Source organism: Lactobacillus juensis, from assembly GCF_036246285.1.
Lineage (GTDB): Bacteria > Bacillota > Bacilli > Lactobacillales > Lactobacillaceae > Lactobacillus > Lactobacillus juensis.
Map to the genome: position 1 here is coordinate 31,129 of NZ_BTTS01000002.1, position 25,138 is coordinate 56,266.

Annotated in this window: 25 protein-coding genes; 8 read left to right on the forward strand and 17 right to left on the reverse strand. The window is 34.9% G+C overall.

What is annotated here, in order from left to right; genetic code table 11:
- Window positions 1-8 precede the first annotated feature (8 nt).
- Together treR and treC are read left to right on the forward strand one after the other, a co-directional pair.
- Window positions 9-740 (forward strand): trehalose operon repressor, encoded by a 732-nt coding sequence (gene treR / locus AAA926_RS04455; RefSeq protein ID WP_338211954.1) that lies wholly within the window; start codon window positions 9-11, stop codon window positions 738-740.
- Window positions 737-2,389 (forward strand): alpha,alpha-phosphotrehalase, encoded by a 1,653-nt coding sequence (gene treC, locus AAA926_RS04460; RefSeq protein WP_338211955.1) that lies wholly within the window; start codon window positions 737-739, stop codon window positions 2,387-2,389. Before treR ends, treC begins: the two co-directional genes overlap by 4 nt.
- A 54-nt stretch (window positions 2,390-2,443) precedes the next feature.
- On the opposite strand, the gene AAA926_RS04465 is transcribed toward treC, so the two are convergent.
- A complete protein-coding gene (locus tag AAA926_RS04465) occupies window positions 2,444-3,337 on the reverse strand; it encodes a LysR family transcriptional regulator (RefSeq protein WP_338211956.1) in 894 nt (297 codons plus the stop codon).
- Between the two features lie 115 nt (window positions 3,338-3,452).
- Between AAA926_RS04465 and AAA926_RS04470 the strand changes: the two genes are divergently transcribed.
- Entirely contained in the window at window positions 3,453-3,995 is a 543-nt protein-coding gene (locus tag AAA926_RS04470) for a PAS domain-containing protein (protein ID WP_338211957.1), read from the forward strand.
- A 38-nt stretch (window positions 3,996-4,033) separates the two neighbouring features.
- Here the strand turns inward: AAA926_RS04470 and AAA926_RS04475 are convergent, their stop codons facing one another.
- Window positions 4,034-4,915: a LysR family transcriptional regulator gene (locus AAA926_RS04475; protein WP_338211958.1), complete on the reverse strand. Its 882-nt coding sequence runs from the start codon at window positions 4,913-4,915 to the stop codon at window positions 4,034-4,036.
- Between the two features lie 115 nt (window positions 4,916-5,030).
- Here AAA926_RS04475 and AAA926_RS04480 point away from each other — a divergent pair, with 115 nt between their 5' ends.
- Both AAA926_RS04480 and AAA926_RS04485 read left to right on the forward strand, forming a co-directional pair.
- The gene (locus AAA926_RS04480; RefSeq protein ID WP_338211959.1) at window positions 5,031-5,816 is read left to right on the forward strand and encodes an SDR family NAD(P)-dependent oxidoreductase; all 786 of its coding nucleotides are present in this window, start codon (window positions 5,031-5,033) and stop codon (window positions 5,814-5,816) included.
- 18 nt (window positions 5,817-5,834) lie between these two features.
- Window positions 5,835-7,637, forward strand: coding sequence for an FAD-dependent oxidoreductase (locus tag AAA926_RS04485; RefSeq protein WP_338211960.1), 1,803 nt, complete (start codon window positions 5,835-5,837; stop codon window positions 7,635-7,637).
- Between the two features lie 336 nt (window positions 7,638-7,973).
- Here AAA926_RS04485 and AAA926_RS04490 read toward each other — a convergent pair whose 3' ends face one another.
- Window positions 7,974-8,939 carry an NAD(P)H-dependent flavin oxidoreductase gene (locus AAA926_RS04490; RefSeq protein ID WP_338211961.1) on the reverse strand — a complete coding sequence of 322 codons (966 nt, stop codon included), beginning with the start codon at window positions 8,937-8,939 and terminating at the stop codon, window positions 7,974-7,976.
- Between the two features lie 112 nt (window positions 8,940-9,051).
- On the opposite strand from AAA926_RS04490, the gene AAA926_RS04495 reads away from it, so the two are divergent.
- The gene (locus AAA926_RS04495; protein ID WP_338211962.1) at window positions 9,052-9,606 is read left to right on the forward strand and encodes a TetR/AcrR family transcriptional regulator; all 555 of its coding nucleotides are present in this window, start codon (window positions 9,052-9,054) and stop codon (window positions 9,604-9,606) included.
- A gap of 147 nt (window positions 9,607-9,753) precedes the next feature.
- Here the strand turns inward: AAA926_RS04495 and AAA926_RS04500 are convergent, their stop codons facing one another.
- The 4 genes from AAA926_RS04500 to AAA926_RS04515 all read right to left on the reverse strand — a co-directional run bounded on the left by AAA926_RS04500 (window position 9,754) and on the right by AAA926_RS04515 (window position 13,612).
- Complete coding sequence (locus AAA926_RS04500; protein WP_122037082.1) at window positions 9,754-10,458, reverse strand: ATP-binding cassette domain-containing protein; 705 nt, start codon at window positions 10,456-10,458, stop codon at window positions 9,754-9,756.
- 15 nt (window positions 10,459-10,473) lie between these two features.
- Complete coding sequence (locus tag AAA926_RS04505; protein ID WP_122037081.1) at window positions 10,474-11,232, reverse strand: hypothetical protein; 759 nt, start codon at window positions 11,230-11,232, stop codon at window positions 10,474-10,476.
- Between the two features lie 513 nt (window positions 11,233-11,745).
- Window positions 11,746-12,024 (reverse strand): DUF2087 domain-containing protein, encoded by a 279-nt coding sequence (locus tag AAA926_RS04510; protein ID WP_158595971.1) that lies wholly within the window; start codon window positions 12,022-12,024, stop codon window positions 11,746-11,748.
- Window positions 12,014-13,612: an ABC transporter ATP-binding protein gene (locus AAA926_RS04515; protein ID WP_122037079.1), complete on the reverse strand. Its 1,599-nt coding sequence runs from the start codon at window positions 13,610-13,612 to the stop codon at window positions 12,014-12,016. Before AAA926_RS04515 ends, AAA926_RS04510 begins: the two co-directional genes overlap by 11 nt.
- Before the next feature lie 138 nt (window positions 13,613-13,750).
- Between AAA926_RS04515 and AAA926_RS04520 the strand changes: the two genes are divergently transcribed.
- Complete coding sequence (locus AAA926_RS04520; protein ID WP_122037078.1) at window positions 13,751-14,596, forward strand: helix-turn-helix domain-containing protein; 846 nt, start codon at window positions 13,751-13,753, stop codon at window positions 14,594-14,596.
- Here AAA926_RS04520 and AAA926_RS04525 read toward each other — a convergent pair.
- The 10 genes from AAA926_RS04525 to AAA926_RS04570 form a co-directional block, all read right to left on the reverse strand.
- Complete coding sequence (locus tag AAA926_RS04525; RefSeq protein ID WP_122037077.1) at window positions 14,593-15,462, reverse strand: ATP-binding cassette domain-containing protein; 870 nt, start codon at window positions 15,460-15,462, stop codon at window positions 14,593-14,595. The two genes, AAA926_RS04520 and AAA926_RS04525, sit on opposite strands and share 4 nt — an antisense overlap.
- Before the next feature lies 1 nt (window position 15,463).
- Window positions 15,464-16,726, reverse strand: coding sequence for a tellurium resistance protein TerC (locus AAA926_RS04530; protein WP_338211963.1), 1,263 nt, complete (start codon window positions 16,724-16,726; stop codon window positions 15,464-15,466).
- Window positions 16,723-17,841: an ABC transporter permease gene (locus AAA926_RS04535; RefSeq protein ID WP_338211964.1), complete on the reverse strand. Its 1,119-nt coding sequence runs from the start codon at window positions 17,839-17,841 to the stop codon at window positions 16,723-16,725. The genes AAA926_RS04530 and AAA926_RS04535 overlap by 4 nt, the downstream gene beginning before the upstream one ends.
- A 333-nt stretch (window positions 17,842-18,174) precedes the next feature.
- Window positions 18,175-19,494, reverse strand: coding sequence for a DUF4874 domain-containing protein (locus AAA926_RS04540; protein WP_338211965.1), 1,320 nt, complete (start codon window positions 19,492-19,494; stop codon window positions 18,175-18,177).
- A complete protein-coding gene (locus tag AAA926_RS04545; protein WP_338211966.1) occupies window positions 19,487-19,681 on the reverse strand; it encodes a hypothetical protein in 195 nt (64 codons plus the stop codon). Before AAA926_RS04545 ends, AAA926_RS04540 begins: the two co-directional genes overlap by 8 nt.
- Window positions 19,656-21,083 carry a DUF4874 domain-containing protein gene (locus AAA926_RS04550; protein ID WP_338211967.1) on the reverse strand — a complete coding sequence of 476 codons (1,428 nt, stop codon included), beginning with the start codon at window positions 21,081-21,083 and terminating at the stop codon, window positions 19,656-19,658. Before AAA926_RS04550 ends, AAA926_RS04545 begins: the two co-directional genes overlap by 26 nt.
- 14 nt (window positions 21,084-21,097) lie before the next feature.
- Window positions 21,098-22,108, reverse strand: coding sequence for a substrate-binding domain-containing protein (locus AAA926_RS04555; RefSeq protein ID WP_338211968.1), 1,011 nt, complete (start codon window positions 22,106-22,108; stop codon window positions 21,098-21,100).
- Window positions 22,109-22,374: 266 nt separating this feature from the next.
- Window positions 22,375-23,208, reverse strand: a complete 834-nt coding sequence (locus AAA926_RS04560) for a PTS system mannose/fructose/sorbose family transporter subunit IID (protein WP_045927286.1) — start codon at window positions 23,206-23,208, stop codon at window positions 22,375-22,377.
- Window positions 23,198-24,031: a PTS mannose/fructose/sorbose/N-acetylgalactosamine transporter subunit IIC gene (locus AAA926_RS04565; RefSeq protein WP_045927285.1), complete on the reverse strand. Its 834-nt coding sequence runs from the start codon at window positions 24,029-24,031 to the stop codon at window positions 23,198-23,200. Before AAA926_RS04565 ends, AAA926_RS04560 begins: the two co-directional genes overlap by 11 nt.
- A 2-nt stretch (window positions 24,032-24,033) precedes the next feature.
- Window positions 24,034-24,525 (reverse strand): PTS sugar transporter subunit IIB, encoded by a 492-nt coding sequence (locus AAA926_RS04570; RefSeq protein ID WP_045927284.1) that lies wholly within the window; start codon window positions 24,523-24,525, stop codon window positions 24,034-24,036.
- 166 nt (window positions 24,526-24,691) lie between these two features.
- Here AAA926_RS04570 and AAA926_RS04575 point away from each other — a divergent pair, with 166 nt between their 5' ends.
- Window positions 24,692-25,087, forward strand: a complete 396-nt coding sequence (locus tag AAA926_RS04575) for a hypothetical protein (RefSeq protein ID WP_338211969.1) — start codon at window positions 24,692-24,694, stop codon at window positions 25,085-25,087.
- Window positions 25,088-25,138: the final 51 nt, after the last annotated feature.

The window sequence follows — 25,138 nt, forward strand, 5'->3', positions numbered from 1 at the left end:
AACTAATAATGAGAGCTAAATATTTACAAATAGCAGTGGATCTAACAAATAAAATAAAGCACAAACAATATGTCGCCGGTGATTTTTTACCGAGTGAGCCTGCTCTGTCAGAGCTTTATAATGTTTCACGTGAAACAATTAGAAAGGCTTTAAACGAACTCTTAGACGATGGCGTAATTCAAAAAATAAAGGGTAAAGGCTCAGTAGTTATTAATGCAGCAAGGATTGCCTTCCCTATTTCTGATATTGAATCTTTTGATGAGCTCAATAAGCAAAAGCAAATGCATGCTGCAACTAAAATATTGGCCTTAAAAGATGCCCAGATGCCTTTTGTAATCCGCAAGCACTTATCCTTAACAGAAACTGCTGCAACCTACGTAGAACGTTTACGGTTAATAAATCAGGAGCCAATAGTAGTTGACGAAGATTATATTTTAAAAAAATACGTGCCCATCATATCAGCTAGCCAGGCAAAGAGTTCCTTATACCACTATTTCGAACATGATTTAGGACTTGAAATCGATTATGCAACTAAAACTATTACCGTAGAACCGGCAAGTAAAAATGTAATGGATCAGTTGCATCTTACTGATACTAACTTAGTGGTAGTAGTTCGTAGTTTAACTTATCTAAAGGATACATCTTTTTTTCAATACACTATTTCTCAACACCGGCCTGATAAATTCAAATTCGTAGACTTCGCACATAGAAAAGCTAAAAATGGAGGACTTATATTATGAGTTTAGCTGACAAAGTGATTTATCAAATTTATCCTAAATCTTTTTACGATAGTAATGGTGATGGCATCGGGGACTTAAGGGGAATTATCGCAAAAATACCCTACTTAAAAAAACTAAATATCGACATGATCTGGTTTAATCCATTTTTTGTATCTCCTCAAAATGACAGTGGCTATGACATCGCTAATTATTATGAAATTGATCCATTATTTGGCACAATGGCCGATTTCGAAGAGTTAGTCGCAAAGCTGGCTCAAAATCACATTGGTGTAATGCTCGATATGGTTTTAAATCATTGTTCCACTGATCACATTTGGTTCAAAAAAGCTTTGGCCGGAGACAAATATTATCAAAGATTTTTCTACATCAGAGAGCCCAAACCAGATGGCAGCTTACCTAACAATTGGACATCTAAGTTTGGTGGGCCAGCCTGGGCTCCATTTGGCAAGACGGGCAAGTATTACCTTCATTTATATGACAAAACTCAAGCTGACCTCGACTGGCATAACCCTGCAGTTAGGAAGGAACTATTTAAGGTTGTTAATTTTTGGCGTAACAAAGGAGTTAAAGGTTTTCGCTTTGACGTGATTAATGTTATTGGTAAAGATGAAAAACTCACTGATGCGCCTAAAAATACTGCCAGCAAATTAATGTATACAGACCAGCCGATAGTGCATCAATACCTAAAAGAATTAAATCAAAAAACGTTTGGTCAGGAGCCAGATGCAATTACTGTGGGAGAAATGTCCTCAACAACTGTTGCTAATTCTGTTGCTTATACTAAAAAAAGTAATCACGAATTATCAATGGTTTTCACATTTCATCACCTAAAAGTTGATTATCAAAATGGTCAGAAATGGACCAAAATACCCTTTGACTTTTCCGCTTTAAAAAATGCTCTTAATAAATGGCAGATTGGAATGAGTCAAGGTGGTGGCTGGAATGCCCTGTTTTGGAATAATCACGACCAGCCATGGGCACTGAGCCGTTTTGGTGATCCCATTCATTTTCGGGAAAAATCCGCTGAAATGCTGGCTACCGTAATGCACTTATTACGCGGTACCCCTTATATTTATCAGGGCGAAGAAATCGGCATGATCAATCCCAATTATCAGAAGATCACGGATTATGTCGATGTCGAAACACTCAATGCTTATGATGAACTTAAAAAGCAAGGCTTAAGTGACCCCAAAGCTCTGGCAATTATTCAGGCAAAATCTCGCGATAATAGCAGAACGCCAATGCATTGGGATAACACCGTTAACGCAGGCTTTACTACTGGAACCCCCTGGCTAAAGCCAAAAGATCAAGAGCAAATTAACGTTGCGGCTGAACTTGATCATGGTGAAATTTTCCCATATTATCAAAAGCTGATTTACTTAAGAAAACATTATCCTATCATCGCTAAGGGAAGCTATGAACCCATTGACTTGAATCACCCACAAATTTTTGCTTATTGCAGACTTTACCAGGGACAAACCTTACTAGTAATTAACAATTTTTATGGACAAAAAGTAACTTACAGTTTACCCGCTTCTTATCAAGGGCAAAAAGCACAAACTTTAATTAGCAACTATAATAAAAATTTACAAGAAGTGCCTAAAACTTTAGCTTTACAACCATATGAATCACTGGCTTTATTAATATAGCTTAATACAAAAAGAAAGACTGACCTGTCAGCCTTTCTTTTTATATTTTCTGTACTAGTTAAAATCAAATTCGAATTCTTGAATAAACTTGATAAACTGATAAACAATTCTTTTTTCATTATTTTTCTGCGTAATGGCTACTAAATCAACTTGCGGCTCCCAATCAAGAGGAACATAAATCAAGCTGCTATCAAGTTCAGGATAAATACAATATAGTCCTAATCCTATTCCTTGTTGAGCCCTAATTAAAACATTTAATGAAGATATTTCATCCGCATAAGTAATGGTCAGATTTTTATTCGAATGAATAATTTTGTTTTGAAGATTAATAATATCCTGTGCTGCCCATCTGTTATCTAAAAATAACAGTCTTTCATTTTGTAAATCAGTCAGCTTGATCATTGCTCTTTTACTCAAAGGGTTATTTCGAGGTACGATTGCTTTAAAGAACTCTGATTCTATTGGATAAATTTTAATATTACTTAAGTCTGTTGCTTCTAACCCGGTTGTCAACATAATATCCAAATCATTAGATACTAATTGCTGTTTTAATTCATTGCGGTTTAAATTTACCAATTCAAATTTAACTTGTGGAAAGGTTATTTGAAATTGTTTTATCCACAGGGGAATATATTTATCATTAAACGGATTATATGAATAGCCAAAATTTATTTTTAAGCTTTCTTTTTTATCCTTTTCTTGAATATCCTGCACGGCAGAATAATAGCTATTAATTAATGGCCTAATTTTATGATAAAAGTCTTTACCATTTTTCGTCACATTAACGTAGCGCTTATTGCGGTTAAACAGCTTAACACCGATCTCATCTTCAATAGCATTTATATCATGCGTAACGGTTGGTTGCGTAGCATGAATTGCTTTAGCCGTTTTAGTAAAATTTTTTGTTTCTACTAAATTAACAAAAGTAACTAATTTTTTAATATCCATATGTATCTCTTATAATCTATTTCTATTATTAATAACTGATATTAATTTCACTTATAAGTATAAATAAAATATACTATTTTTGTAAATGGCTTATATAACAAATAAGGAGATTAAAATGGTTAAACATACAGAAGAAGCTACAAGTTCATGGATTACAGAAACTGCTACAAAAGTTAAGGCTGCTAAAGGTTCAGATTATGTAGAATTGGATCAAGGGCTGCTAACAGTTGATCAATTAGATGCGCTGCTCAATTGCCTGCCACTTGAATTGATTACTATTGACAAAGATGATCGCTATGTATATTGCAATAACGAAATTCCTAAAAAAATGCTGCTTTCACCACGGTGGCCAGAAAAATTGGGACAAACTTTATCAGAAGTTCACAAAAAAACTTCAATGCCTCATGTTCAAGAAATAATGGATTACGCCAAGACTGGTAAAACATATAAGCTTATCAAGCCAAGTGCTGATGAGTACATGGTTGCTTCCTTTAAAAATATGACTGATAAAAATGATCAATATGCTGGTGTTACTGAATGGATTGTTGATTTACTGCCAATCATTAATTGGTATTTAAAGCAAACAGGTCAAAAATTAGTACCTGACGAGAATAAAAAAGCTACAGATGCTGATTCTGGAGCTTCAATGCAAGCATAAATTATTAAATCCTCCAATATAATATTAGAGGATTTTTTCTATAATTCATTTTGCAGGAAATCAATAAATTGTTTTACCACCTGCCTTTTATTATTTTTTTTAACGACAGCTCCATAACTAATAGTTGGGCTTAAGGCCAATGACACCTTTCTTAGTTGTTCATCAAAATCTGTATAAATAAATTTCAAACCTATTGTTATTCCTTGTAAAGCACTAACTAAAATAAGAGCACCGGCCAAATCATTTGTAAATGTTACGTTTAGGTTTGCATTTGCATTAATAATTTTATTCTGTAAATTAATCATTTCAATTCCAGTTAAGTCATTGTCAACAAAAATCAGATTCTGCTTAGTAAAGTCTGTAATAGAAAGCTCAGATTTATTGGACAGAGAATTATTATATGGAACAATAGCAAAAAATTTATCTTCAAGTAAAGGGTAAAAATGTATATTTTTAAGATCCGATGCATCCCCTTTGCTTGTCAAAAACAAGTCAATATTTTCATTTTCCAAATATTGTTTTAACTTATTATGATCTAAAATTGTTATATTAAATTTGGTTTTAGGATATTGTATATTAAATTTTTTTATCCATTTTGGGATATTATTTAGATTATAAGGAGTTACTGTACAGCCAATATTAATAATATCTGCTTCTTTTTCTTCATTAGATCTTATACTTTGAAGGGCTAAATAATACTTATTTATTAATGGCTTAACTTGATTATAAAAAATAAGACCATTTTTTGTTGGTACTACATGTCGTTTATTTCGTACAAACAATTTTTGACCTGTTTCATCTTCTATCGACTTAATAATATAACTAACACTTGGCTGAGTGAGATTTAAATTCTGGGCAGTTCGTGTGAAATTTTCAGTTTCTACCAAATTTACGAAAATTTTCAGTTTATTAATATCCATAATCAATTTTCCTTATTTACCATAAAAGAATTCTATTTCTATTATAGAATTAATTCCATATAATTAATACTGTAAGCGCTACTTTTAGTTTTTTTGCGAAAGGAAATAGATAATTATGGATTTTGGTTTAAAGAATAAAGTTGTTGTAATTACTGGATCAACGGGTGGAGTTGGTCAATCTCTGGTAAAAGAGTTTGCAAAAGAAGGGGCAAAACTTTCCATTTCTTCAACTAGTCAAGAAAAATTAGATAAATTTTTGCCTACTTTAGATATTGATTCAGATCATTTGTTAACGTCAACAGTTGACGTGACCAAAGAAGATCAGGTTAAACAGTTCATTTCAAAAACAATTAAGCATTATGGTAGTTTAGATATTTTAGTACCTAATGCTGGTGATGAAGGCAAATCCTTGCCAATTGAAAAACAAACTTATGAAAATTTTGAGCATACTTTTGCAGTTAATGTCTTTGGAGTCATGTATTGTATGAAATATGCAGCACCACAAATGATTAAACAAAATTCAGGACATATCGTTGTAATAGCGTCAAACGGATCAATGGTTGGAGCGCCGGCAATGTCACAATATTGTTCTTCTAAGCATGCAACACTTGGTCTAGTTAAAAGCGTTGCGTTAGAACTTGGTCCCCATGGCATTAACGTTAATGCAGTGTCACCTGGTGCTATTGACACGGATATGATGAAAAGAATCGAAAAAATGGCTTTTCCTAATCTTACCCATGAAGAAGTATACAAGAAATACGCAGCTGCTTATCTTGACAATCGTTACGCTACTCCAAAAGAAGTGGCTGATGTAGCGGTCTTTCTAGCATCTGATCAAGCAAGTCATATTAATGGCGGTGCAGTACGAATCGATAATGGCATGGAAAGTACAAGCAGATAAATTTAAGGAGGTAAAACTATGAGTCAATATAGTGCAGAAGAAAAAGGTTTTCACGGCATAATTAAAGCTGTGATTGACGTTGATGAAAATAAAAACAAAATCAAGCAGATTTGGGCTGAAAATGTTACGCCCAATACGGTAGGCGCAGCGGGAATTGCAACTTGGCTGAAAAAAGCCAATGAAGAAAATTCCGTTGAAGTTGATGCCATTTCAGGTGCTTCAATTTCAACTGGTGCTTTAAGAAAGGCTGCTATCAAGGCTGCTAACGAAGCAGGAATTAAGACAAAAACCAATGTAGATGCTGTATCAGGTGCCTCGCAACCTGATTCTCACACAAAAGAAAACGGTATTCCCGAGATTGCAAATTATCCTTTACTTAAAGAAACAGTTACCGATTATGATGTAGACGAATATGACGGTGAATATGATTTAATTGTTGTAGGCTCCGGTGGTGCCGGTCTAGCCGCTGCTGCTACGGCCGCAGAAAATCACGCTTCTGTGATGGTAATTGAAAAACAAGGCATCGCTGGTGGTACAACTAACTATTCCGGAGGTGTCATTCAAGCAGCGGGTACGAAATTACAAAAAGAATCTACTAAATATCAAAACGATACCCCTGAAAATCATGAGCAGGAATATTTAAAGGCAGGTGAAGGTCGTGTTTACCAAGATTTAGTACATGATTTTACCCAAAATTCACCGAAAAATATTGAGTGGCTGGCCAATATGGGCATTAAATGGACAAATGTCTACGGACACACTGAGATTCCTTATGCTAAAGATCATTTTGCGGATCGGATTCATGTTTATGAAAATGGCGGTGCCAGTGGCAACGGTATTATTCTAACCCAACATCTCCTCAAATATGCTTTAAAACAAGGAGCAGAAATTACATATAATACTGCCGTAATAGGATTAATTACGGCTGGAGATGGTACCGAACGCAAGGTGATCGGTGTTGTTACTGAAGGAAAAGACCATCAACTTAAATATTTAAAAGCACGCCGTGGAGTTATTCTGGCAACAGCCTCCATTGACCAAAATGTAGCATTAGCTAAGGACTTGAGTCCTCAACATTATGAAGATGTTAAAGCTCATCATTGCTGGTCTGTCTTAACAGATCAAGGTGATGGCATTGTGATGGGCATGGCAATTGGCGCAGCCGTTACCGGCTTTGGCGGAACAATTGATTTTGATGCCAGAACTGGCAATGGTACTGATGACCGTGTTCCTACAATCCCTTCAATTTTTGTTAATGGCAATGGCTTAAGATTTGTTAATGAAGATGCAACTTATGCTTATGAATTCCGGGCAATTTTCAACCAGGAAAAGCAACTAGACAAACCAACTTATCAGATTTTTGGTGCAGATTCTATTAATGAAAAAACTAGTCCATGGAACCCAGAATCATTAGAGAGCGACGTCAAAAGCGGTTTGGTAGTTAAAGCCGATTCACCTGAAGAATTAGCAGACAAAATTAATGTTCCTAAAGCAAACCTTGTTAACAGCGTTAATACTTGGAATAAAAATGCCGCTAATGGCGCGGATCCAGAATACAACAGAACAAATGGCGTAAGACCATTTTCCGGACCTTACTACGCATATCGCAATACACCAGGCAATTTAGGCGCTTTAGGTGGACTAAAGATTAATAAGAAATGCAACGTACTTGATGTTTATAATCAACCTATTACGGGTTTGTACGCAGCAGGACTCAATGCCGGTGGCTGGCTTGGCTCATACTACCCTGGTTCTGGTACAGCCATCGGTGGCATCGTTCATCAAGGCAGACGTGCAGCAAAGTCAGTTTTAGGTTTATAATAGTTACATAAATATAAAACTATTTTTGCCTTAATAAAGGTAATAACCAAAAATCTTGATAGTTTATTAAATTCTAGCTGAGAACTGGTTCTTTAATAATTAGCACGCAAAAAAGCTCTATTTATTAGAATAGAGCTTTTTGTGTGATTCCAGTAGAATCGCTAAACTATTTATACGCTTATATTCTAGCATAAAATTGTCGCAAAAAGAGCATTACCAATTTTTAAAGCAATAGTTCTTAATCGTCATCTTTATTAAATACGCGATGCACCTAACAGCATCATCATTCTGTGCTGCAATCATTTCCTCATTCTACGGGGATAACTAGCATACAAATTACAACTCGACGTTTTGCAATGAGTGCAGAACATTTTTGGTATCTTGCAACACATCCGCAATAATTTGTTTAACAGATTTTGTTTCTTTAATTAGACTTAAATCCTGACCAACCATAATTGCGCCATTTTTCGTGTCACCTTGGTACATTCCCATTTTGATAGTTTTAGCATCAAGACCAGCTTCTTTTTGAGCAGCTTCAGCCTTCAAATGAGTTGCTTCTATATCTTTGATCTGATCAGAAAGATTATTAGCGATCATTCTAAAGGGCGCATCATTAGCATAAGAAACTTCGGCAGTAGACATATCTCCTGCAGCAATAATTGCTTGTTTTGCTTTATCATTAATCGGTAATTCATCTGCTACTAAAAAAGCTGTACCCATTTCTATCCCTTCGGCTCCCAAAGCAAATGCTGCAGCACCACTATGACCATCTACAATACCGCCAGCAGCTACTACAGGAACATTAACTGCCGCTACCACTTGTGGTACTAAAGCCATTGTAGATTCAAAAGAAACATGACCGCCACCTTCCCAGCCTTTGACAACTACCAAATCAGCTCCTGCTTTCTCTGCAGTAACTGCATCTGCCAAAAAACTGGCCTTGACAATTATTCTCATACCCAGTTTATGCCAACGGGGAAAATACTTTTGGCACAAAGCACCATTAAGCCGCATAGCATCAGCATAAACTACTGGTGGCTTGGTTGCTGTCAATACTTCATCTGCTTGCTGAACAATTCCCTCTTGCATGATCGCGTTAACGGCAAACGGTTTTTCAGTCAATTTTTTAGTTTTGTTAATTTCTGCAATGCTGGCGTCTTTAGGCATATAACCTAAACCCAATACGCCCAAACCACCAGCGTTTGAGACTGCAGACACTAAAGGAGAAAGTGAAGTAAACGCCATTGCACCCTGAATCACGGGCTTTTCAATTCCTAATACTTTTTTTACTCTATTTACCATTTAGTTTTACCTCCATCACTTATAAATTTGCTAAAATTAGCATAACGATATCTTAGCTAGAGTGTAATGACAAATATTTAAATTTTGTCGAGTCAGAAGAAGGCATTACTTTATGGAAAAACAAAATCCCAGTTTAGAGTTACGCCTAAGTAACGCATTATTTAGCTTGTTGAATGATAAGGATTATGAACAGATCACAATCACAGATATTACCAGAAAAACTAAAGTGGCCAGAACAACCTTTTACATATGTTTTGACAATAAAGATGAATTACTACGTTTTTCTATTAACCGGTATATGATTCCGTTTGTAGCTGGTTTGCGCAACTCACTTGAACTTAAACCTAAAGACAACATGACTAGAACTATAGCGGCACTAAGCGATATAGCGCCACAAATTAAATTTCTGCCACTTTTACTTAACATTAAAACCGCAACATTTAATCCTAGTCGTGAAATCGAAAATAATGTTAAAAAAGAAATCAGGCAGATATTACAAAAACAACAAATTGATACCAATATTCTGGAATACTTCACCAATCTCTATTTTGTCAGTTTATTAGAAACACAAAAATGGTGGGCCCAACATCCAGAAGTTGCTCCAGCCAAAGTAGCACAGTTAATTCACCAAAGTTGTTATCACGGACTTATTTCTCTTCTTAATTAACAAAAAAAGAACCAAGTAGTTATTAGCTTCTTAGTTCTATTTGTTAATATATAGTAATGCATTGCTGATCAATACACCTTGCAAGCCTAAACAAAATAGTCTATTCAGTTCAATCAGTTTTATTACCTCTTATAAATCAAAGTATAGTTACTCTTGATTTAACAAGATATTGCCTGATCGCATCTTCTTAAAGGCAATATCAATGTCATCTGTATCCGCAGCTTGTAACATTTGGCTAAGATTACCTTGAAAAACACATTTTTTGTTCCCAACGAATACAATATGCGCCTGCATGGAATCTAATTTATCCAGCTGGTGTAAAGTCATAATAACTTTTTTCTTTTTCTCAACAACTAAAGATACAATTAAGTCTAGAATTAAATTTTCAATATAACTGTCAATTCCACTAAGAGGTTCATCGAATAAATATAATTCCCGCTCCATTATGCTAGTACAATAAACCATAACAGATTGGTATTCTCCACCAGATAAAGACCTTAGTTTAGTATTTACCAGGCCTTTTATAATCTCATTATAAAAACGAGTTTGCGCATTAGTAATTGTAACAGTATGATCATTCATTGCTTTAAAAAAATTTATTACTCGTTTTACCGTCAGTTCATCAAAGAAAGACATATTTTGAAATTTATAAATAATATTAGGCATAGAAGGAAAACCTATCATAGCTGTAGCAGGACGATCAATAAAGCCGTAAATTAGATTAAGTAAAGTCGTTTTACCAGCACCATTACCGCCAATTATTACATTTAACTGATCGGCAATAAATTTTGCGTTAAAATCGGCAAAGATTTCTTTATTTTTATAAGAAAAGTTCAAATGCTTAATTTCCATATTGTCTCCTTACAACTATTTTTCAAAAATTGTAGAAATATTTTGTTTCGCAATAAAAATCATCCCAAATAGGACATAAATTAGAATAACGATCAATAAATTAGCAAGGGTTGCCCAATTTACTCTAGAAAACATCATTTGCATTATTACTTCATACCCCTTCATTAGGTATTTAACAGGTGTACATAGCAATAACAAATTTAATATTTTATTTTTTGCTTCAACAGCTGACACCATGAATGAGGCCAAAATAATCAATGTAATAACAATATTGTAAGTTTGTAACTTTAATTTTGTTGTTAGCAAAAAATACAAGCCCATAGTTAAAGGCAAAACTAACACAGTCGCAGCTATGATAGTGGTTAACAGTAAATAACCTAGATAGGCAAAAGACTTAAACATTAGTGCGGTAATTAAGTTAAATAGAAATAATTCTATTATTAAAAACGTCCATTGCGATAAAAATTGACTAATTAATACTAGATATTTTGAATTTGTTACCATGTAAATAACTTTATAATAGCCATAGTCACGATACTCAACCATTGCCAGAATCACTGAGTTTAGAACAGTTGTTAAAGCAATATAGGCAAAATAGTATGCACTGCCGCTAATTAGTTTACTCTTACTGACAGTATAGTTATTAATAAAAACCGGAGCGTTAGATATAGCAAAATATATAACTGGAAAGACAATGTTAAACATTAAAGCAATTTTGTTGCTAAAAGCATTAATAAGGAAAATCTTGTAGAGCGAATAAAACCTTTTTTTCATATAGAAATCTCCGTGAATATTACCTAATATTTTGAAATAGTTTAAACTTATCGCCTAAAAGGTGTACTCAAATTTAACTAAGAATTAAAATTCAGCTAATTTTCATTTCAAATAGATTCTCAGTTTAGCAACAACAGTCAATTTTTTAGTCTTCACTGTACGATAATTATACGATAATTATGAAAATTATATGTTATTTTTATATGCCAGTCAATTAAATTTCATATTTTTGATATTTAAAGTTATAAAAATATTCCTTTTAGTCTTTCTAGTTTATTTGATATTGTAGTTGTCATTACACAAAATAAATTTTACTAAAAAGGCTGCATTATAACGTTTTCGGGATCAATCAAAGTCAAAGTTAAAACCTTGAACAAACTTGCTAACCTGAAAAATTATTCTTTTTGTTGTTTTTCTGCATCAAGTCTACTAAATTAACCTGTAGCTTTTCGCCCAAACAAAAAGGACAAGCAGTTAATGTGCCACTTGTTCTTAATTATATTAAATTAAATCCTAATCCTTTACCCCAATTTCTTCATTCAACCAGTAAGTTCTACCATCATCCGTTCTCTTTAAAAGATGATTTTCAATTAGATCTCGTCTTCTAGTAACATAGTCTGACACAAAGTGCATTAAAATCAGGTTCACTTCCTGCTCAGAATATTTTTTAGCTGGTTCAAATTTAGTTGCCAAATATTGTAAAATCAACAGCCGGTTTTTAGCCTTACCAGGCCATACTTTAACAACTCCATTATCATCAATATAGCGCATTAATACTTCTTTATTCTTCATTTTCTCCATTTAAATTAATTATCCGATCAAACAATGATTTTTCAGTGGCAGAAATTTTATGAGCCACTTCAATTACTGCCAAATTAGGCTTTTTTAATAACGTTTTATGAATTGCAAGTGACAGCTCCGGATCAAGGGCACTAGTAGCCTCATCTGCCAGCAATACGGGCCGTTCAGAGAGAAAAGCACGTGCAATTTCAATTCTTTGGATTTGTCCGCCGGATAAATTTGCCCCCTTTTCACCAACTTGATAGTCCCAGCCTTTTTCATCTATGAGCTCTGTTAGTCCCGCCGCTTCGATTGCCTTAGCCAAACTTGCTGGAGAAGCCTTCCGCCCCAGTAAAATATTAAATTTGATTGTATCATCAAAGATAAATGGCTTTTGGTTGACGTAACTAAAATTATCGTGAGCTGCGGCCCAATTACCGGTAACATCTTTATCATCAATAAAAACATGCCCCTCGCTGGGCTTAATTTTACCCAACATTAAGTTTAACAGTGTAGTTTTACCCCAGCCACTAGGTGCCATGAGTAAAATTTTTTCGTTAGGTGCTACCATCAAGTTAAGATGAGCAAAAATCTTTCTTCCACCTTGACTATAAGTGGCATCTTCAACTTTCAAACCAGCAAATTGACCAGTTTTCGCACTTTTAGTACTGTCAGCTGAAAAAGACAGAGCCTGCTCTACTTTATTCCACATTGGTTTAGTAGACTTAATAGCATTTAATTGCTGAAAAATATTAACTATCGGATTAATAAATTCATTTGATAGTTGCACTATCATAATTAAGGTACCAACACCGATCTGTCCTTGCAGCATTAAGATAGCACCTACTAAAAATGGTAGTATAAAGCTGAAAATATCTGCGAAAGCCATAATGACTTCTCCCGCTGCAGCTTGTGTGAAGTTTAATGACTTCAATGCCTCTTCCATTCTTTTGGCACTGTTAACGACTTTACTAATAGTCGAACTTTGAGCATCGTACAATCCAACAGTTTGCGCTCCGTTTAGCCCGTCATTCACACTCTGAGTATACGAAACATTATTTGTCTCCCAGACTTTTGCTTTGGCTTGAATAGTTTTGGTAAATGCTCTTTGCACCAGTCCGGGAATTAAAGTAGTTACCATAAAAATTAATGTTAAAATCCAAGAATTGATTAAACCAACCACAACTGACAGTAGAAAAGAAGCTAATTCTGCAATGATCATTAGTTCATTTGTAGTCTTAGATGTTTCAATTTGTTTAAGATCGTTGGTCATCAGGCTTAAGCCGTCCTTTTGTGAATCACTGCGTTGTTCAATCAGATAACCCATCGTTTTCTCTTTAAGATAAACATTGACATCTTGAATAATAGAACACTTGATATAGCGGTATACAAAATTAGACAACATAATAATTAAGATTGTTGCAGCGCCAATGCCAGCAATTTTAATTAAATTACTACTATCGCCTTGACGATATTGCGCTGCATTTAACATGATCTTGGTGACATAAGCAATCACAACATTGCCAAACGCACTGACTATTGCTAAAAGTGTGTATGCACCTAATTTCCATTTAGGCGCAAATTTTAATGAAGACTGCATTTTTCTACTCCTTTTTCATTATTAAAACAGTTAAGATATTTTTTGATTAGCTATATTAAAGCATGACTAATTTTTGAATATATTTTTTCTCATATATGAGAAAAAAGTGTCATAATATAGCAAAAAGGACAAAACAACATGCAATCAGGAATTGAATTTAAACAATTAAGAAGAAAACAGCATATTACGCTTAAAGAAGCAGCTAAAGGTATTTGTTCCATTCAGATGCTATCCCGGTGGGAAAATGATCAAGGCCATATGGACTTTAACCGGGTATTAAAACTATGCGAAAGAATCAGTTTATCAGCAACTGAATATATTGCGCTTGCCAAACTAGACCCGCAGGATCATATTGCACTTATTTTAGAAAAATCCTGGAGTAATCACGATAAAGACTATTTGGAAAAACTAGCTCAATCGGCATTAAATAAATACAAGTTAAGCCAAGATCCTTTTGATCTCGATTATGCAGCAATTGCTTGCAGTTTGTATTATAAAACTTCACAGCACAATATTTTTCCTATAGCCCAGCAAAATGAATTAAACCAGCAATTAAGTAAAATAACTGTTTGGGGTCATGAATTTCTCTCACTATTTGCCAATGTTATCCCTATTATTAGTCCCAGAATCATTTACCAAATTTCTGTTCAGGTTATCAATAATATTTCTTTTATTAAAAAAGCGGGAGAAGGTACATTCCATTTTGGTATAGCAGCACTATTTGAAGGTGTAATCGGCTTAATTACAAATAGTCAGTTTAAATTTGCAGATAAACTGCTCACACAAATAAATCAGATTGACTTACCAGATAATGAGATGTTGCTAATTGTTGGATGCAAATTTTTAAATGCAATTCTCAGCTTTCACAATACTGCCAATGATGATCTAGCTGTTTCTATCATTCATTTTTTAACCAGTATGAACATGCAAACTACGGCTACTTACTTTTTACAAATATTAAATCGGGTTAAAGCTCTAAACTAATTATAAAATTTGTTAAATAAGTCTTCGATATCAATTCTTTCAACCGCGTACTGAATATCGGCTTGCACTAGGTTTGCTAGCAGCTGAGTCAACTTATCTGGGGTAATTTCTGCCAAAGGAACCAGTAGCAGATTATTGGGCAGAGTCTCATAATGATAATCAGATAGCAGCTTAGTAGCTTCAGGACTAGACTGCATTTTTAAATAACGCTTTTTTTGCTTTTTATTGTCTAAATCTTCAATGATATGTCCCTTACCCATAAATAAGACTCTATCAGCATACTGCTGCAAGTTGGACAAAAGATGTGAGGCCATAATGATCAGCTTCTTTTCCTCTTTTAATTTAAGGAGTATTTGTGAAATTAAAGCAACATTCTGGGGGTCGAGTCCATTCATTACCTCATCTAACAGCATTACTGGAGAATCAGCTGCTACTACCATGGCAAAGCAAAGTCTCTGTTTCATTCCCAAAGAATATGTCTGCACTTTCCGCTCAACATAACTTTTCATTTGCAAGTCAGCAATAATTTGGTCAACAGGTTTAGCAGAATTGTGCCAAAGATCAGCATATAAATTAAGATGGTCCCGTCCCGTCATGAAAGGAAATAAATCGCTTTGCTCGGGAAAAGAGCAGATTTGCTGGTGCAATTTTATCGTATCTTTTTGACTTTGATAACGTGTACCTTCATACTCAACAAACCCTTTTTGCGGTGTTAAATTATGCAAAATAACATTAATCAGAGTTGACTTACCTGTTCCATTAGGAGCAACCAAGCCAACTATTTCACCTTGTTTAAATTTGAGGTTAATGTCATCTAAAACAACATTTTTTCCAAAAGCCAATCTGACATCTTTTAGTTCTAACATTTTAATCACCCCGCCTAACTAAAGGAATACTTTTAATTTGGGTAAACAGAAACAGTAATATTTCGATGGCAAGCATAGCTACAAGTAGTGGCCCCAGTCCTGAGTTAAAGCCCCAGCCAGGAGTATCCATTAAATAAGCTAAATTGCCTGTAGTGCTGTCACCAATTGAAAAATAAGTCATGGGCCATTTTTCCAAAAACGGGTAAACAAAGCCCATGCCCAACGAGAAGTAAAGCATCTTCGCACTGATAGCAAACAAACTGCTAAGCATGCCGGCGACATATTCGTTACGCAAAACGATTGATAGCAGAATTGTCAACCTGATAAAGATAAATGAAATAATGATTGCAAAAATGATAAACTGCAAATAATACATACCTAATGTTTCAGTCCTAAAGGTTGCTTTGAAGTTTATTTTGCCTAAATAATCAACAGTATTTAGTCTTAATGATCCCAAACCATATCTAGGTGCTATACAAAGAAGAGCAATTATTCCAGCTGCTACAAAGTCAAGCAAAACCCCTACTTCAACGACTCCAGTTTTCAACCATAAAATGGTACGTTTACTTAAAGGAATATTTTCCAAGACCGTATAATATTTCCTGTCATTAGTCACAATGTCTGCAGCAAAGAAACAAACTATCACTACCATTATTAAGACTGCCCAGCCAGAAAGTGAGTTTTGAATTACTTGTAATGCTGTGCGCTCTTCTAAAATGTTTTTATTCAGCTCTGTTTGCTTATCCTTTTTACCGGCTAAAAGTGCGTTATACAAGTGATACGTCCGTTGATAGCCAAAATGACCATCCTGCTTAAAATTATCATTTTGATTGTACGCAGCTGGATACAAAAAGTTTTGGTTACCTTCTACAAAGATTAACTCGTCAATATATTGATAACGAGCACTGGCGTATTTAGCATAAGCATCCCAGTCTTTTTTCTTTATAGCAAGCAATATTTTTTTATCATAAGATAAGACCTGTGGGTAAGTACTGACAGCGTCCACTGCCCCTTTGCTAGGAATAGAATAATAACCTGGCTTCTTGGAATAAGCAATCTCTTGCATAGCCACTTTTAAAAAGGCCGTGTCATCAATATATTCCTTTCTGATAGGTTTGGCATCGGCCTGTTCAATTACCTGGCGGTTAGGCACACTGACCAGACTAAAATATAAAGACATAATCACAGTAGCAATAAACAGTCCAATATTTTTGGGATTAATCAAAAAAGCCTTCAACTGAAAGATGAAATAACGCCATTTCATCGTGCAATACCTCCTTTATTAACCAGGTGTCTGAACCAGATGATCAAAATAAATGACCAAACTAATAGGATACAGCCGCTGGTGACTAAGTTTAGCCCTGCAAATCCTGTTTTACTTGCCACAGTGCCATTAAGCACATCATTAACATTTAAATATGCAGATGGCAGCCAAGCAATAAATTTAAGCATTTTGGCAGGCAAATACGTTAATACATATAGAGCAATACCAATAAAGGTAGTGAGATATACATTTTTTGTTATCTGGTTAAGAAGTAAAGTTAAACTGGTCACAAATACTACCAATACTGCGGTATAAAATAAAAAGAGCAAACAATCCAGCCAGACAGGGATTGCTATTATTTTATTAAAGTAAAAAACGTTAGGATAATTTAAACTGCGAAAGCCATTTCGTAAGCCGGCAAAAAGATATGCACCAACTAGTCCAATAAGTAAAGGACCCAAGGCTAAAGCCAAATTGATCATGGTTTTGCCTTTAACCTCATCTTCTACACGATAAGGGATATTGCGTAAAACCGTATCATGATCCAACTTAACCATCCACACATCATTAGAAATAAGCAAAATATAAAAGAAAATAAAAATAGCCACAAAATTGAGAATATAGATTAAATAAGTTGCTGATGCCTTTGAATTCATAACTGCAGGTATATGATGACGATAAAGATATTTATACGTAACTAATCTTTGATGCAATTGATATTTGGGCGGAACGTTCAATGTACTGGCTCCCAGATAATTATTGCGGTAGCCATCTAACATGGTTTGAAATAACGTGATCGACCCGTCTAGATAAGTTTGTGGATCACTTAAAACTTCCCCATTTTGCAAACTGAAAATACAACCTTCCTGGGCATTTAAATTGTCATAAGTCTTTTTATATTCTTGTTTGCGTAATAAACTGCTGTCAAAATAACTGATATTAACCTCAAGAGAATCATAGTATGAGCGCCACTGACGGTAGTTATCTCCCAAGTTTTGAGCTTCAACCACTAGTACAAAGAGAACCATGAATAAAACCAAAGCGCCCATTAACAGAATATTTTTCTTTGATTTGCGTGCAATATTAAAATTTGCCTTAAAATAAGTTCGCTTCATGGAAATGCCTACCTGATTTATTAAAAATGAAAAGTAATTAACAATGATTTTATCATATTTTATTTAGCTTTATTATAGCTAAAAGCAATAACTGCATTACTTTGCAAATATATTTTCAATTATATAGTTTGCTTATTTTTTAAAATAAAGCTAATTTATTACAATATATTTATAAACACTAAAATATTTGCAATGAGCTCAGCACAATTGCATCAACGATAATTGGAATTAAGAAAACAAGTGAATTTAGCCTTTAATTTTTATCATAAATAAAAAAACCGATAAATCATCGTTTAAAGCGTAATTTATTGGTTTTTGTTTTTTTACAACTATTTATTTAAGCGTCAGCAAATAATTATACCCATCATCAAAAGCTATATTGTTTGCCAGGTGGTTTCCCATATTACTGTAACCAGTAAATTTAAAGGCTAAATATTTTGCCTGACTAACTAAGGTTTTATCTACCTGCCATTTGATTGGTAAAATTTGCAAAGACTGTAAATGAGCAATATCAGTTACATCCTTAGCAGCCACTACATTTTTAGATTCATCCAGTAATACCAGTTCTGCTTTATTAATCAAGACAGGAGCAGCCAGGCCATAATTAGTTAGATTAACTTGATAGTCAATGTTCTGCCCATCTGCTTGATAGCTAATATCTTTAACCGCTAACCTGTAACCCAGATAATCCCTAATATATTCATACCAAGAACGACTTATTTCATTATCATTAGTATCTTTAAACCATGATTTTTGATATGGTAATTTATATTGGTCTAAAAGTGCAGGAGTTACTAGTTGCCGTTTCCAAGCACTCAAAGAATAATCTTTGCCATCTTCTTTATAATTATGAGCTATACTCAATGAGGTAAAATGATCAACTGCAAGACGGTGAGCAATCAGTGGTGCAGAAATTAACTGACCGTTATTGTCTGATGCATTGGCAGAACCCCAAATCATTTCACCGTCAACCGGTACAGTCTGAGATTGTTCTGCCATCGCCTTCCATTCAGCAGAATTAGGATCTGCACCTGCAGTATTCCACACATGAGGGCGACCAATCAAGTAATCATCATGAAATCCAACTCGTTGCCAGTCAGAACTCTGGGGATTAACATTTCGTGACTTGATATTGTAATATCTGACTTGGATAAATAAATCTTTAGGAGTATTAGCTAATAATGCCTGCAGAATTGCTTTTTCATTCATACGGTTGCGGGCTCCGCTGTCCCATTCTCCCCAAGCTCCAATAAATCCAGCTTGTAAATTAGCTATTTGATCACGATGCTGAGCAATCCAGGGAGCTAGTTGCTTAATATGTGCAACCACTTGCTCAGTTGTAGGTTCCTGAGATTTTGGATGAGCATCATCCCAAATATAGGCAAAACGTAGTACAGCCTGTAAATGGTTTTGCTTCAACTTTTGGAAATATTGATCCATATTATTAAAGGCAGTTTGATCTAGTGGCTTATCTTTATAATCAGTCAGATAAAAGTATACCTGTGCAAGTCGGGGATTATCATCAGCAAATGTAGCTATCGCATTTTGCATTTGCGCTATTCCTGTTTTATCCGCATTACCCCATAGTCCCATGCCGGTTTTAACATTCAAATTTAACTCTAAGCGAAAGCCACGATCGCTATTGTTAGCCATTTCTTGGATTTTGCTGCTCTGTTAGAGGCTTTTCGTCATATTCAGAAATAGTTGCAGCTTTAACTGAACACAAATTTTGCTGATTTTGAAATAAAAGTAACCCTAAAAATGCAGTTATTAAAGTTAGCTTTTTAAATATTTTTTCATGAGTTATTCCCCAGTTACAATTTAAACCAATTAATACCATCTGCCCACTGACAAACATTGGCAAGACGTGCTGGGCTGTTATTAGTAGCCTGCAGCCTAACTCCGACTTTATCAGGTTGATTATGTTTTACTAATGGGATAACCGTATTTATTTCTCGGTTAGTTTGTAAAGCACTTTTTTCAACGAAAGCCTTACCAATAATATTCTGCTGTTGATCTACAGCAAATAACTCTATTTGTTTCAAAGCCAGAGGAGCGGCGAAGCCGGTATTCTTCAGTGTGAGATAAACGGCAGCATTTAAAGTGGAGTTATAACTAATTTGTTTAACTTCTAAACGGTAGCCTAAATAATCACGCAAATATTCAAAATAATTACGTTCAATTGTCTGATTCTTTTGATCCAAAAACCATGATTTTTGATACGGCCAATTCTTTTTATCTAATAAATCAGGCGTAACAGGAACATGCTTCCAATATTCAAATGAGCCCATTTGAGGAAATTTAAGCCCCTCTGGTTTGCCAGTTCTTTTTAATTCATTTTCTAAGGTCACATTATAATATGAATTAGTTTTTATCTCATGGTAATTATGCGCAATACTTAAGGTAGTAAAATGATTTTCAACCATTCTTTGTGTGGTCAATTCAGGATCTACGTATTTTGTTTTTAAATACATAGGATTGGCAAATAGCCAGATACTTTCGCCATCAACGATTGTCGTTTTTGAATCTCTTATTAATTGTTGATACTCATTCGAATCATGATTTTTACCCGCTGTATTCCACTCATGTCCAATACCAATTAAAAAGTCATCGTGAAAACCAATTCGTTGTTCATTCTCTTTTTCAGCAACACCTATATTACGATTTTTTATATTTAAATAACGTACTTGTACAGTTAGATCTTGAGGAGAATTTAACAACAAACTATGTAAAATTGCTGATTCATCAGTTGTTTCACGAGCATGGGCAGACCATTCTCCCCAAGGTCCAATAATGCCTGCCTGTAAGGCATGAATTTGCTTGCGATGTTCGTAGAGCCAGCCAGATAACTGTTCCAAGTGCTGCTCTACTCTCTGCACACTAGGAGCCTGTCTATAAGGCCTTTTATCTTCAGAAATATAAGCAAAACGAAGCAATGCTTTTAAATTTAATTTAGCCAGTTCCTCAAAAAATGCACTCATATGGTTAAAAGCTTGTGCATCCAGTGGATCATGCTGGTAACCTGTTAAGTAAAAATAGACTTGTACTATTTGTGGCTGATCGTCTGTATACAGTGATGCTTCTCTTTTTAACGCAGCAATAGCATCTTCATCTGCATATTCATATATGCTCTTACCCGTTTTTACATCCAAATAAACTTCAAAGCGAAAACCACGATCAGGGTTTGTGAGTAAAATCTTCGTTTGATCTCCACTTAACTGCTTAGGATAATAATTTTCCATTTTTTCCTCCCAAACTAATTACCAGTACTTTCTCGCAAAATTAGTTTAACTTCCAGTAGCGTAGTAGCAGCACGCGCCTTATTTTCTAATATATCTTCTCTAATTAAATGGACAGCAGTTGTACCTAGGTCCTTTTCCGGAACTGAAACTGATGATAGTCTTGGAATGTAATATTTAGACATCTGAATATTATCGAATCCAATAATATGATAATCTGCTGGAGCACGAAAACCTTTTGTGTGCAATTCTCTCATTATTCCAATTGCTATTTGGTCATTTCCAGCCAAAATTCCCTTAGGAAAAATAGGTAATTGGACAATTTGTTTACCTGCTTGAACGCCATCTTCAATACTCCACCCAGAAGTACTGATTGAGCACTCATCCTGATCATGCAGCTTCATCCACTCTCGGTAACAATTTAAGCGAACCTCACCTTTTGCCAGAGTCTTTTCTCCTTGCAAGTTAGTCATATAACGCGGACCGCCAACATATACGATATTAGTTTGGGCAAACTTTTCAAGTTGTGCTAAAGCTTCTTTTACCCCGGCAGTTAAATTAGCATTGACTAGTTTTACGGAATTATTTTTATATCTTGCCTCAATAATTACAATATTAGAGTTCAATTTTTTTAATTCAGTAATGGCTGATTCGGACAGACTACCGATAACAATCACGCCGTCCCAATAATATAGTCCGTCCCAAAATGAATTATCCAAAGATTTATTCAAATAGTAGATCGAACTTAACGTCATTTTCTCTTTTTTAAGTTCTTCAATAATCCCCTGCTTTACTTGCTGATAATACGTATATTCTGCTACTTGGTCTAAATTCATAGTTGTCAGCACGCCAATGACGGGACTCTTTTTACTTTTATTTTTTGTATGATAATTTAACTTTTTAGTAGCTGCCAAAACTTTTAAACGCGTTTGATCAGTTACACTTAGGGAAGTGTCATTATTTAAGATTCGTGAAACTGTACCAGCCGAAACACCTGCTAACTGAGCTACCTGTCTGATATTAGCCATTTTATTTTCTCATCTTTCATATTTGGTTATAATAACAGGTGCTATTAAAATTCGTTTTAAAAATATAAACTTTAGAACCTGATAATCTAAACACAATCTGCTATTACAGCATTTTTGCAATTATGCTATCAAATATTTTTTGTAAATCAAAGAAAATACGGTTGTATCATTATTGTCAATACATCCGCGTTTTCTCAATTTACCCGCTTAATTTTGCAACAGGCTTTTTTCAGCAGATAATCTGATTATTTTTAAATTTCTATGTTTTATGCAACAACTTTTAAATTGAATAAAATAATAGCCAGTATTAGAACAAACCAAGTTGCTCTAGTAGAGTTCATATGTTTACGATCAAGCAGCCAATAAATAAAGGCAACTAGTAAAACTGGCAGTAGGGATGGCATAATTTGATTAAAAATATCCTGCAGCTTCATCGAAACTTTTCCAGCTCTAAAGATAAACGGGATTTTTAAAGTAATAACAGTTGGAATCAAAGCTCCTACAACCGTCACTCCTAGAAGGGTAGCTGAATCAGTCAATGCGTTAAGCTTAGAACTCATTGAAGTTACCAGGTTGACCCCTTGTTTATAGGCAAATGGCATCCAAGTATAAGCCCAAATGTAGATAACGCCTAATGCAACCATCCATAAAATAGCACCAAACGGGTTGCCTTTAAGAGCCATGTATGATGCAATCGCACCAAAAATAGTGGATTGAACGGTACCTAATAAGGTGTCACCTACAGCAGCAAATGGTCCCATAAGTCCAGTTTTAATACCTCTTACACCATCAACTGAATCAATTCCCTCTTTTTCTTCCAGAGCAATGTCGACACCTTGGATAATGGAGCCCATATGCGGACTGGTATTAAAGTACTCAGACTGCACACGCATCATTTTCTTCATATCTTCAGGCTTATCACCATATAACTTACGTAAAATTGGCATTTGTGAACCAACATAGCCTGGAGCCATCATAGTTTCGTAGTTCCAGCTTAGTGCGGAGGTAAAAATCCAGCGTAAGTTAGCGCTACGAATATCTTTTTTAGTTAACTTATGACTCTGTGTTGTCGTAGTTTTTTCAGTAGTATTATTCTTCATCACCGGTAATTACTCCTTTATCATCAACACCCATTTCAGCAGCTTTTTCTGTATCTAAGCCATTGCTACCGCTACCAGACTGGTTTTTGTCATGAATGATAGAATTATAATGATTAATGGCAAAGCCGACTCCGACAAGTGCAACACCAAGCATCGGTACGTTTAAATAAGCAGCGGCTACAAAGCCAAAAATCATGTATGCACCAAATTTCTTAATAGGCAAGTAATGCATTAAGATAGCAATACCAACTGCTGGTAACATAGTTCCGGCAGATTTTAATCCACCCATTAGCCACTGTGGCATATAGTTCAATACATTTTTGACAAATGCTTCACCAAAAATCAACACTAACAGTACAGGAACCGATCTTGAAAGCCCCCACGGAATAGCCCCATAAAGACTATTTCGTACAACAGCTTTATCATCGTTACGATCGATTGCCTTATCTATTCTGTGTGCAAAATAGGTATTAGCAAAACGAGCCAAAATATCAAGTTGCACCATCAATAGACCCACTGGAATAGCAACACCAATACCATAGTTAATGCCTTTTCCTGAAATATGCGCAATTGCAGTACCTATGATTGCTCCGGTGGCATAATCAGGAATCGAAGCACCACCGAAGGTACCGACACCTAATATCATTAACTGCAATGTTGCTCCTACGGCCAAACCTAATTTCATATCACCAACAATTAGTCCTGCAATTAATCCAGCGTTAACTGGGTTACCAAAACCAATACCAACTGTGATAATTTCATTGATTTGGAAGAAAGCAAACAAAGACAGCAAAATTATTTGAACTACACTCAATGAATTCATTATTATTTCTCCATCCGTTTATTTAATTCAGACATAAAGTCTTCTCTAGGATCGTTTGGCACCATCTGGTGATAAAGCTTTACTCCCCGAGCATCAAGTTCCTTAAAAGCCTTTATTTCTTCGTCATTAACTCCCACGCTCTTGAACAATTGCAGTCTGCCTTCACCACTTGGCAAGTTACCAACATTAACTTCTTTAATTGGTACACCTGCGTCGACCATCTTAACCAGAGCCTCTGGTTCACGAGTAATAATAAATATTTTTTGGTCGGCATAGCGTCCTTGAACAATATTGTTACTTGCACGATCTGGTGGCAAAATACTTAAAGCTGCTTGAGTGGGACGAGCTAATTTTAAAGCTGTTTTTTCCAAGTCATCCTTAGATACTTTATCGCCAACGACCATTAAGCGTTCTGCACCTAATTGCCCAGTCCATACACGAGCCACTTGACCATGAATCAAACGGCTATCAACTCTCACATTAACTAACTGCACAATTCATTACCTCCTTCTTGTTATCGCTTACATTTACTTACACCAAAATTATAGTTTATATATTTTGTTTTGTAAACATAATTTTTTTTAGTAAACAAGATTGACATTAACCTGTTTTATTAATAAGCTAATCTTAAACATCTATTATTAAAGAAAGTGTAACGGTATGATTACAGTTCAACGATCAAAAAGTAATATTTCAATGGGTAAACCCACAACTGTAATAGTTAACGGTTTAAGAGTAGGAGGTATTGCGGCTGGCTATGCTTTAAAATTAAATTTAAAAAAAGGGGACACGCTGCAACTAACTCAAGGCCTACTAAATCGCTCAGCCAAAATGATTATTAATAATACTGACGCTCATTATAAAGTTATTCCGAATCCAAAATCAGCAGGCCTAATAGCTGTTATGATTGCTGCTTTATTATTAATTCCGCCTATGATTAAAAGCTATGTCCCTTTTTCACAAAATGTTTCAGCAATTATTATCTTTTTAATCTTTTTGCTTATTGAATTAATTTTTAATTTCCGGAGTGGTCTGATTATTGAGGAAATTAAATAAAGATGCTGCCAAAAAGTTCAGCTAATTATTTTATATACATACAAAAAAGCT

Bases quoted from the DNA above. Each gene is read 5' to 3' on its own strand.
- AAA926_RS04575 (WP_338211969.1), top strand. From the start codon at position 24,692: ATGATTACAGTTCAACGATCAAAAAGTAATATTTCAATGGGTAAACCC.
- AAA926_RS04545 (WP_338211966.1), bottom strand. From the start codon at position 19,681: ATGGTATTAATTGGTTTAAATTGTAACTGGGGAATAACTCATGAAAAA.
- AAA926_RS04525 (WP_122037077.1), bottom strand. From the start codon at position 15,462: ATGTTAGAACTAAAAGATGTCAGATTGGCTTTTGGAAAAAATGTTGTT.
- AAA926_RS04495 (WP_338211962.1), top strand. From the start codon at position 9,052: ATGGAAAAACAAAATCCCAGTTTAGAGTTACGCCTAAGTAACGCATTA.
- AAA926_RS04475 (WP_338211958.1), bottom strand. From the start codon at position 4,915: ATGGATATTAATAAACTGAAAATTTTCGTAAATTTGGTAGAAACTGAA.
- AAA926_RS04470 (WP_338211957.1), top strand. From the start codon at position 3,453: ATGGTTAAACATACAGAAGAAGCTACAAGTTCATGGATTACAGAAACT.
- AAA926_RS04550 (WP_338211967.1), bottom strand. From the start codon at position 21,083: ATGGAAAATTATTATCCTAAGCAGTTAAGTGGAGATCAAACGAAGATT.
- AAA926_RS04520 (WP_122037078.1), top strand. From the start codon at position 13,751: ATGCAATCAGGAATTGAATTTAAACAATTAAGAAGAAAACAGCATATT.
- treC (WP_338211955.1), top strand. From the start codon at position 737: ATGAGTTTAGCTGACAAAGTGATTTATCAAATTTATCCTAAATCTTTT.
- AAA926_RS04530 (WP_338211963.1), bottom strand. From the start codon at position 16,726: ATGAAATGGCGTTATTTCATCTTTCAGTTGAAGGCTTTTTTGATTAAT.
- AAA926_RS04490 (WP_338211961.1), bottom strand. From the start codon at position 8,939: ATGGTAAATAGAGTAAAAAAAGTATTAGGAATTGAAAAGCCCGTGATT.
- AAA926_RS04555 (WP_338211968.1), bottom strand. From the start codon at position 22,108: ATGGCTAATATCAGACAGGTAGCTCAGTTAGCAGGTGTTTCGGCTGGT.
- AAA926_RS04500 (WP_122037082.1), bottom strand. From the start codon at position 10,458: ATGGAAATTAAGCATTTGAACTTTTCTTATAAAAATAAAGAAATCTTT.
- AAA926_RS04465 (WP_338211956.1), bottom strand. From the start codon at position 3,337: ATGGATATTAAAAAATTAGTTACTTTTGTTAATTTAGTAGAAACAAAA.
- AAA926_RS04515 (WP_122037079.1), bottom strand. From the start codon at position 13,612: ATGCAGTCTTCATTAAAATTTGCGCCTAAATGGAAATTAGGTGCATAC.
- AAA926_RS04480 (WP_338211959.1), top strand. From the start codon at position 5,031: ATGGATTTTGGTTTAAAGAATAAAGTTGTTGTAATTACTGGATCAACG.
- treR (WP_338211954.1), top strand. From the start codon at position 9: ATGAGAGCTAAATATTTACAAATAGCAGTGGATCTAACAAATAAAATA.
- AAA926_RS04505 (WP_122037081.1), bottom strand. From the start codon at position 11,232: ATGAAAAAAAGGTTTTATTCGCTCTACAAGATTTTCCTTATTAATGCT.
- AAA926_RS04565 (WP_045927285.1), bottom strand. From the start codon at position 24,031: ATGAATTCATTGAGTGTAGTTCAAATAATTTTGCTGTCTTTGTTTGCT.
- AAA926_RS04560 (WP_045927286.1), bottom strand. From the start codon at position 23,208: ATGAAGAATAATACTACTGAAAAAACTACGACAACACAGAGTCATAAG.
- AAA926_RS04535 (WP_338211964.1), bottom strand. From the start codon at position 17,841: ATGAAGCGAACTTATTTTAAGGCAAATTTTAATATTGCACGCAAATCA.
- AAA926_RS04485 (WP_338211960.1), top strand. From the start codon at position 5,835: ATGAGTCAATATAGTGCAGAAGAAAAAGGTTTTCACGGCATAATTAAA.
- AAA926_RS04510 (WP_158595971.1), bottom strand. From the start codon at position 12,024: ATGAAGAATAAAGAAGTATTAATGCGCTATATTGATGATAATGGAGTT.
- AAA926_RS04540 (WP_338211965.1), bottom strand. From the start codon at position 19,494: ATGGCTAACAATAGCGATCGTGGCTTTCGCTTAGAGTTAAATTTGAAT.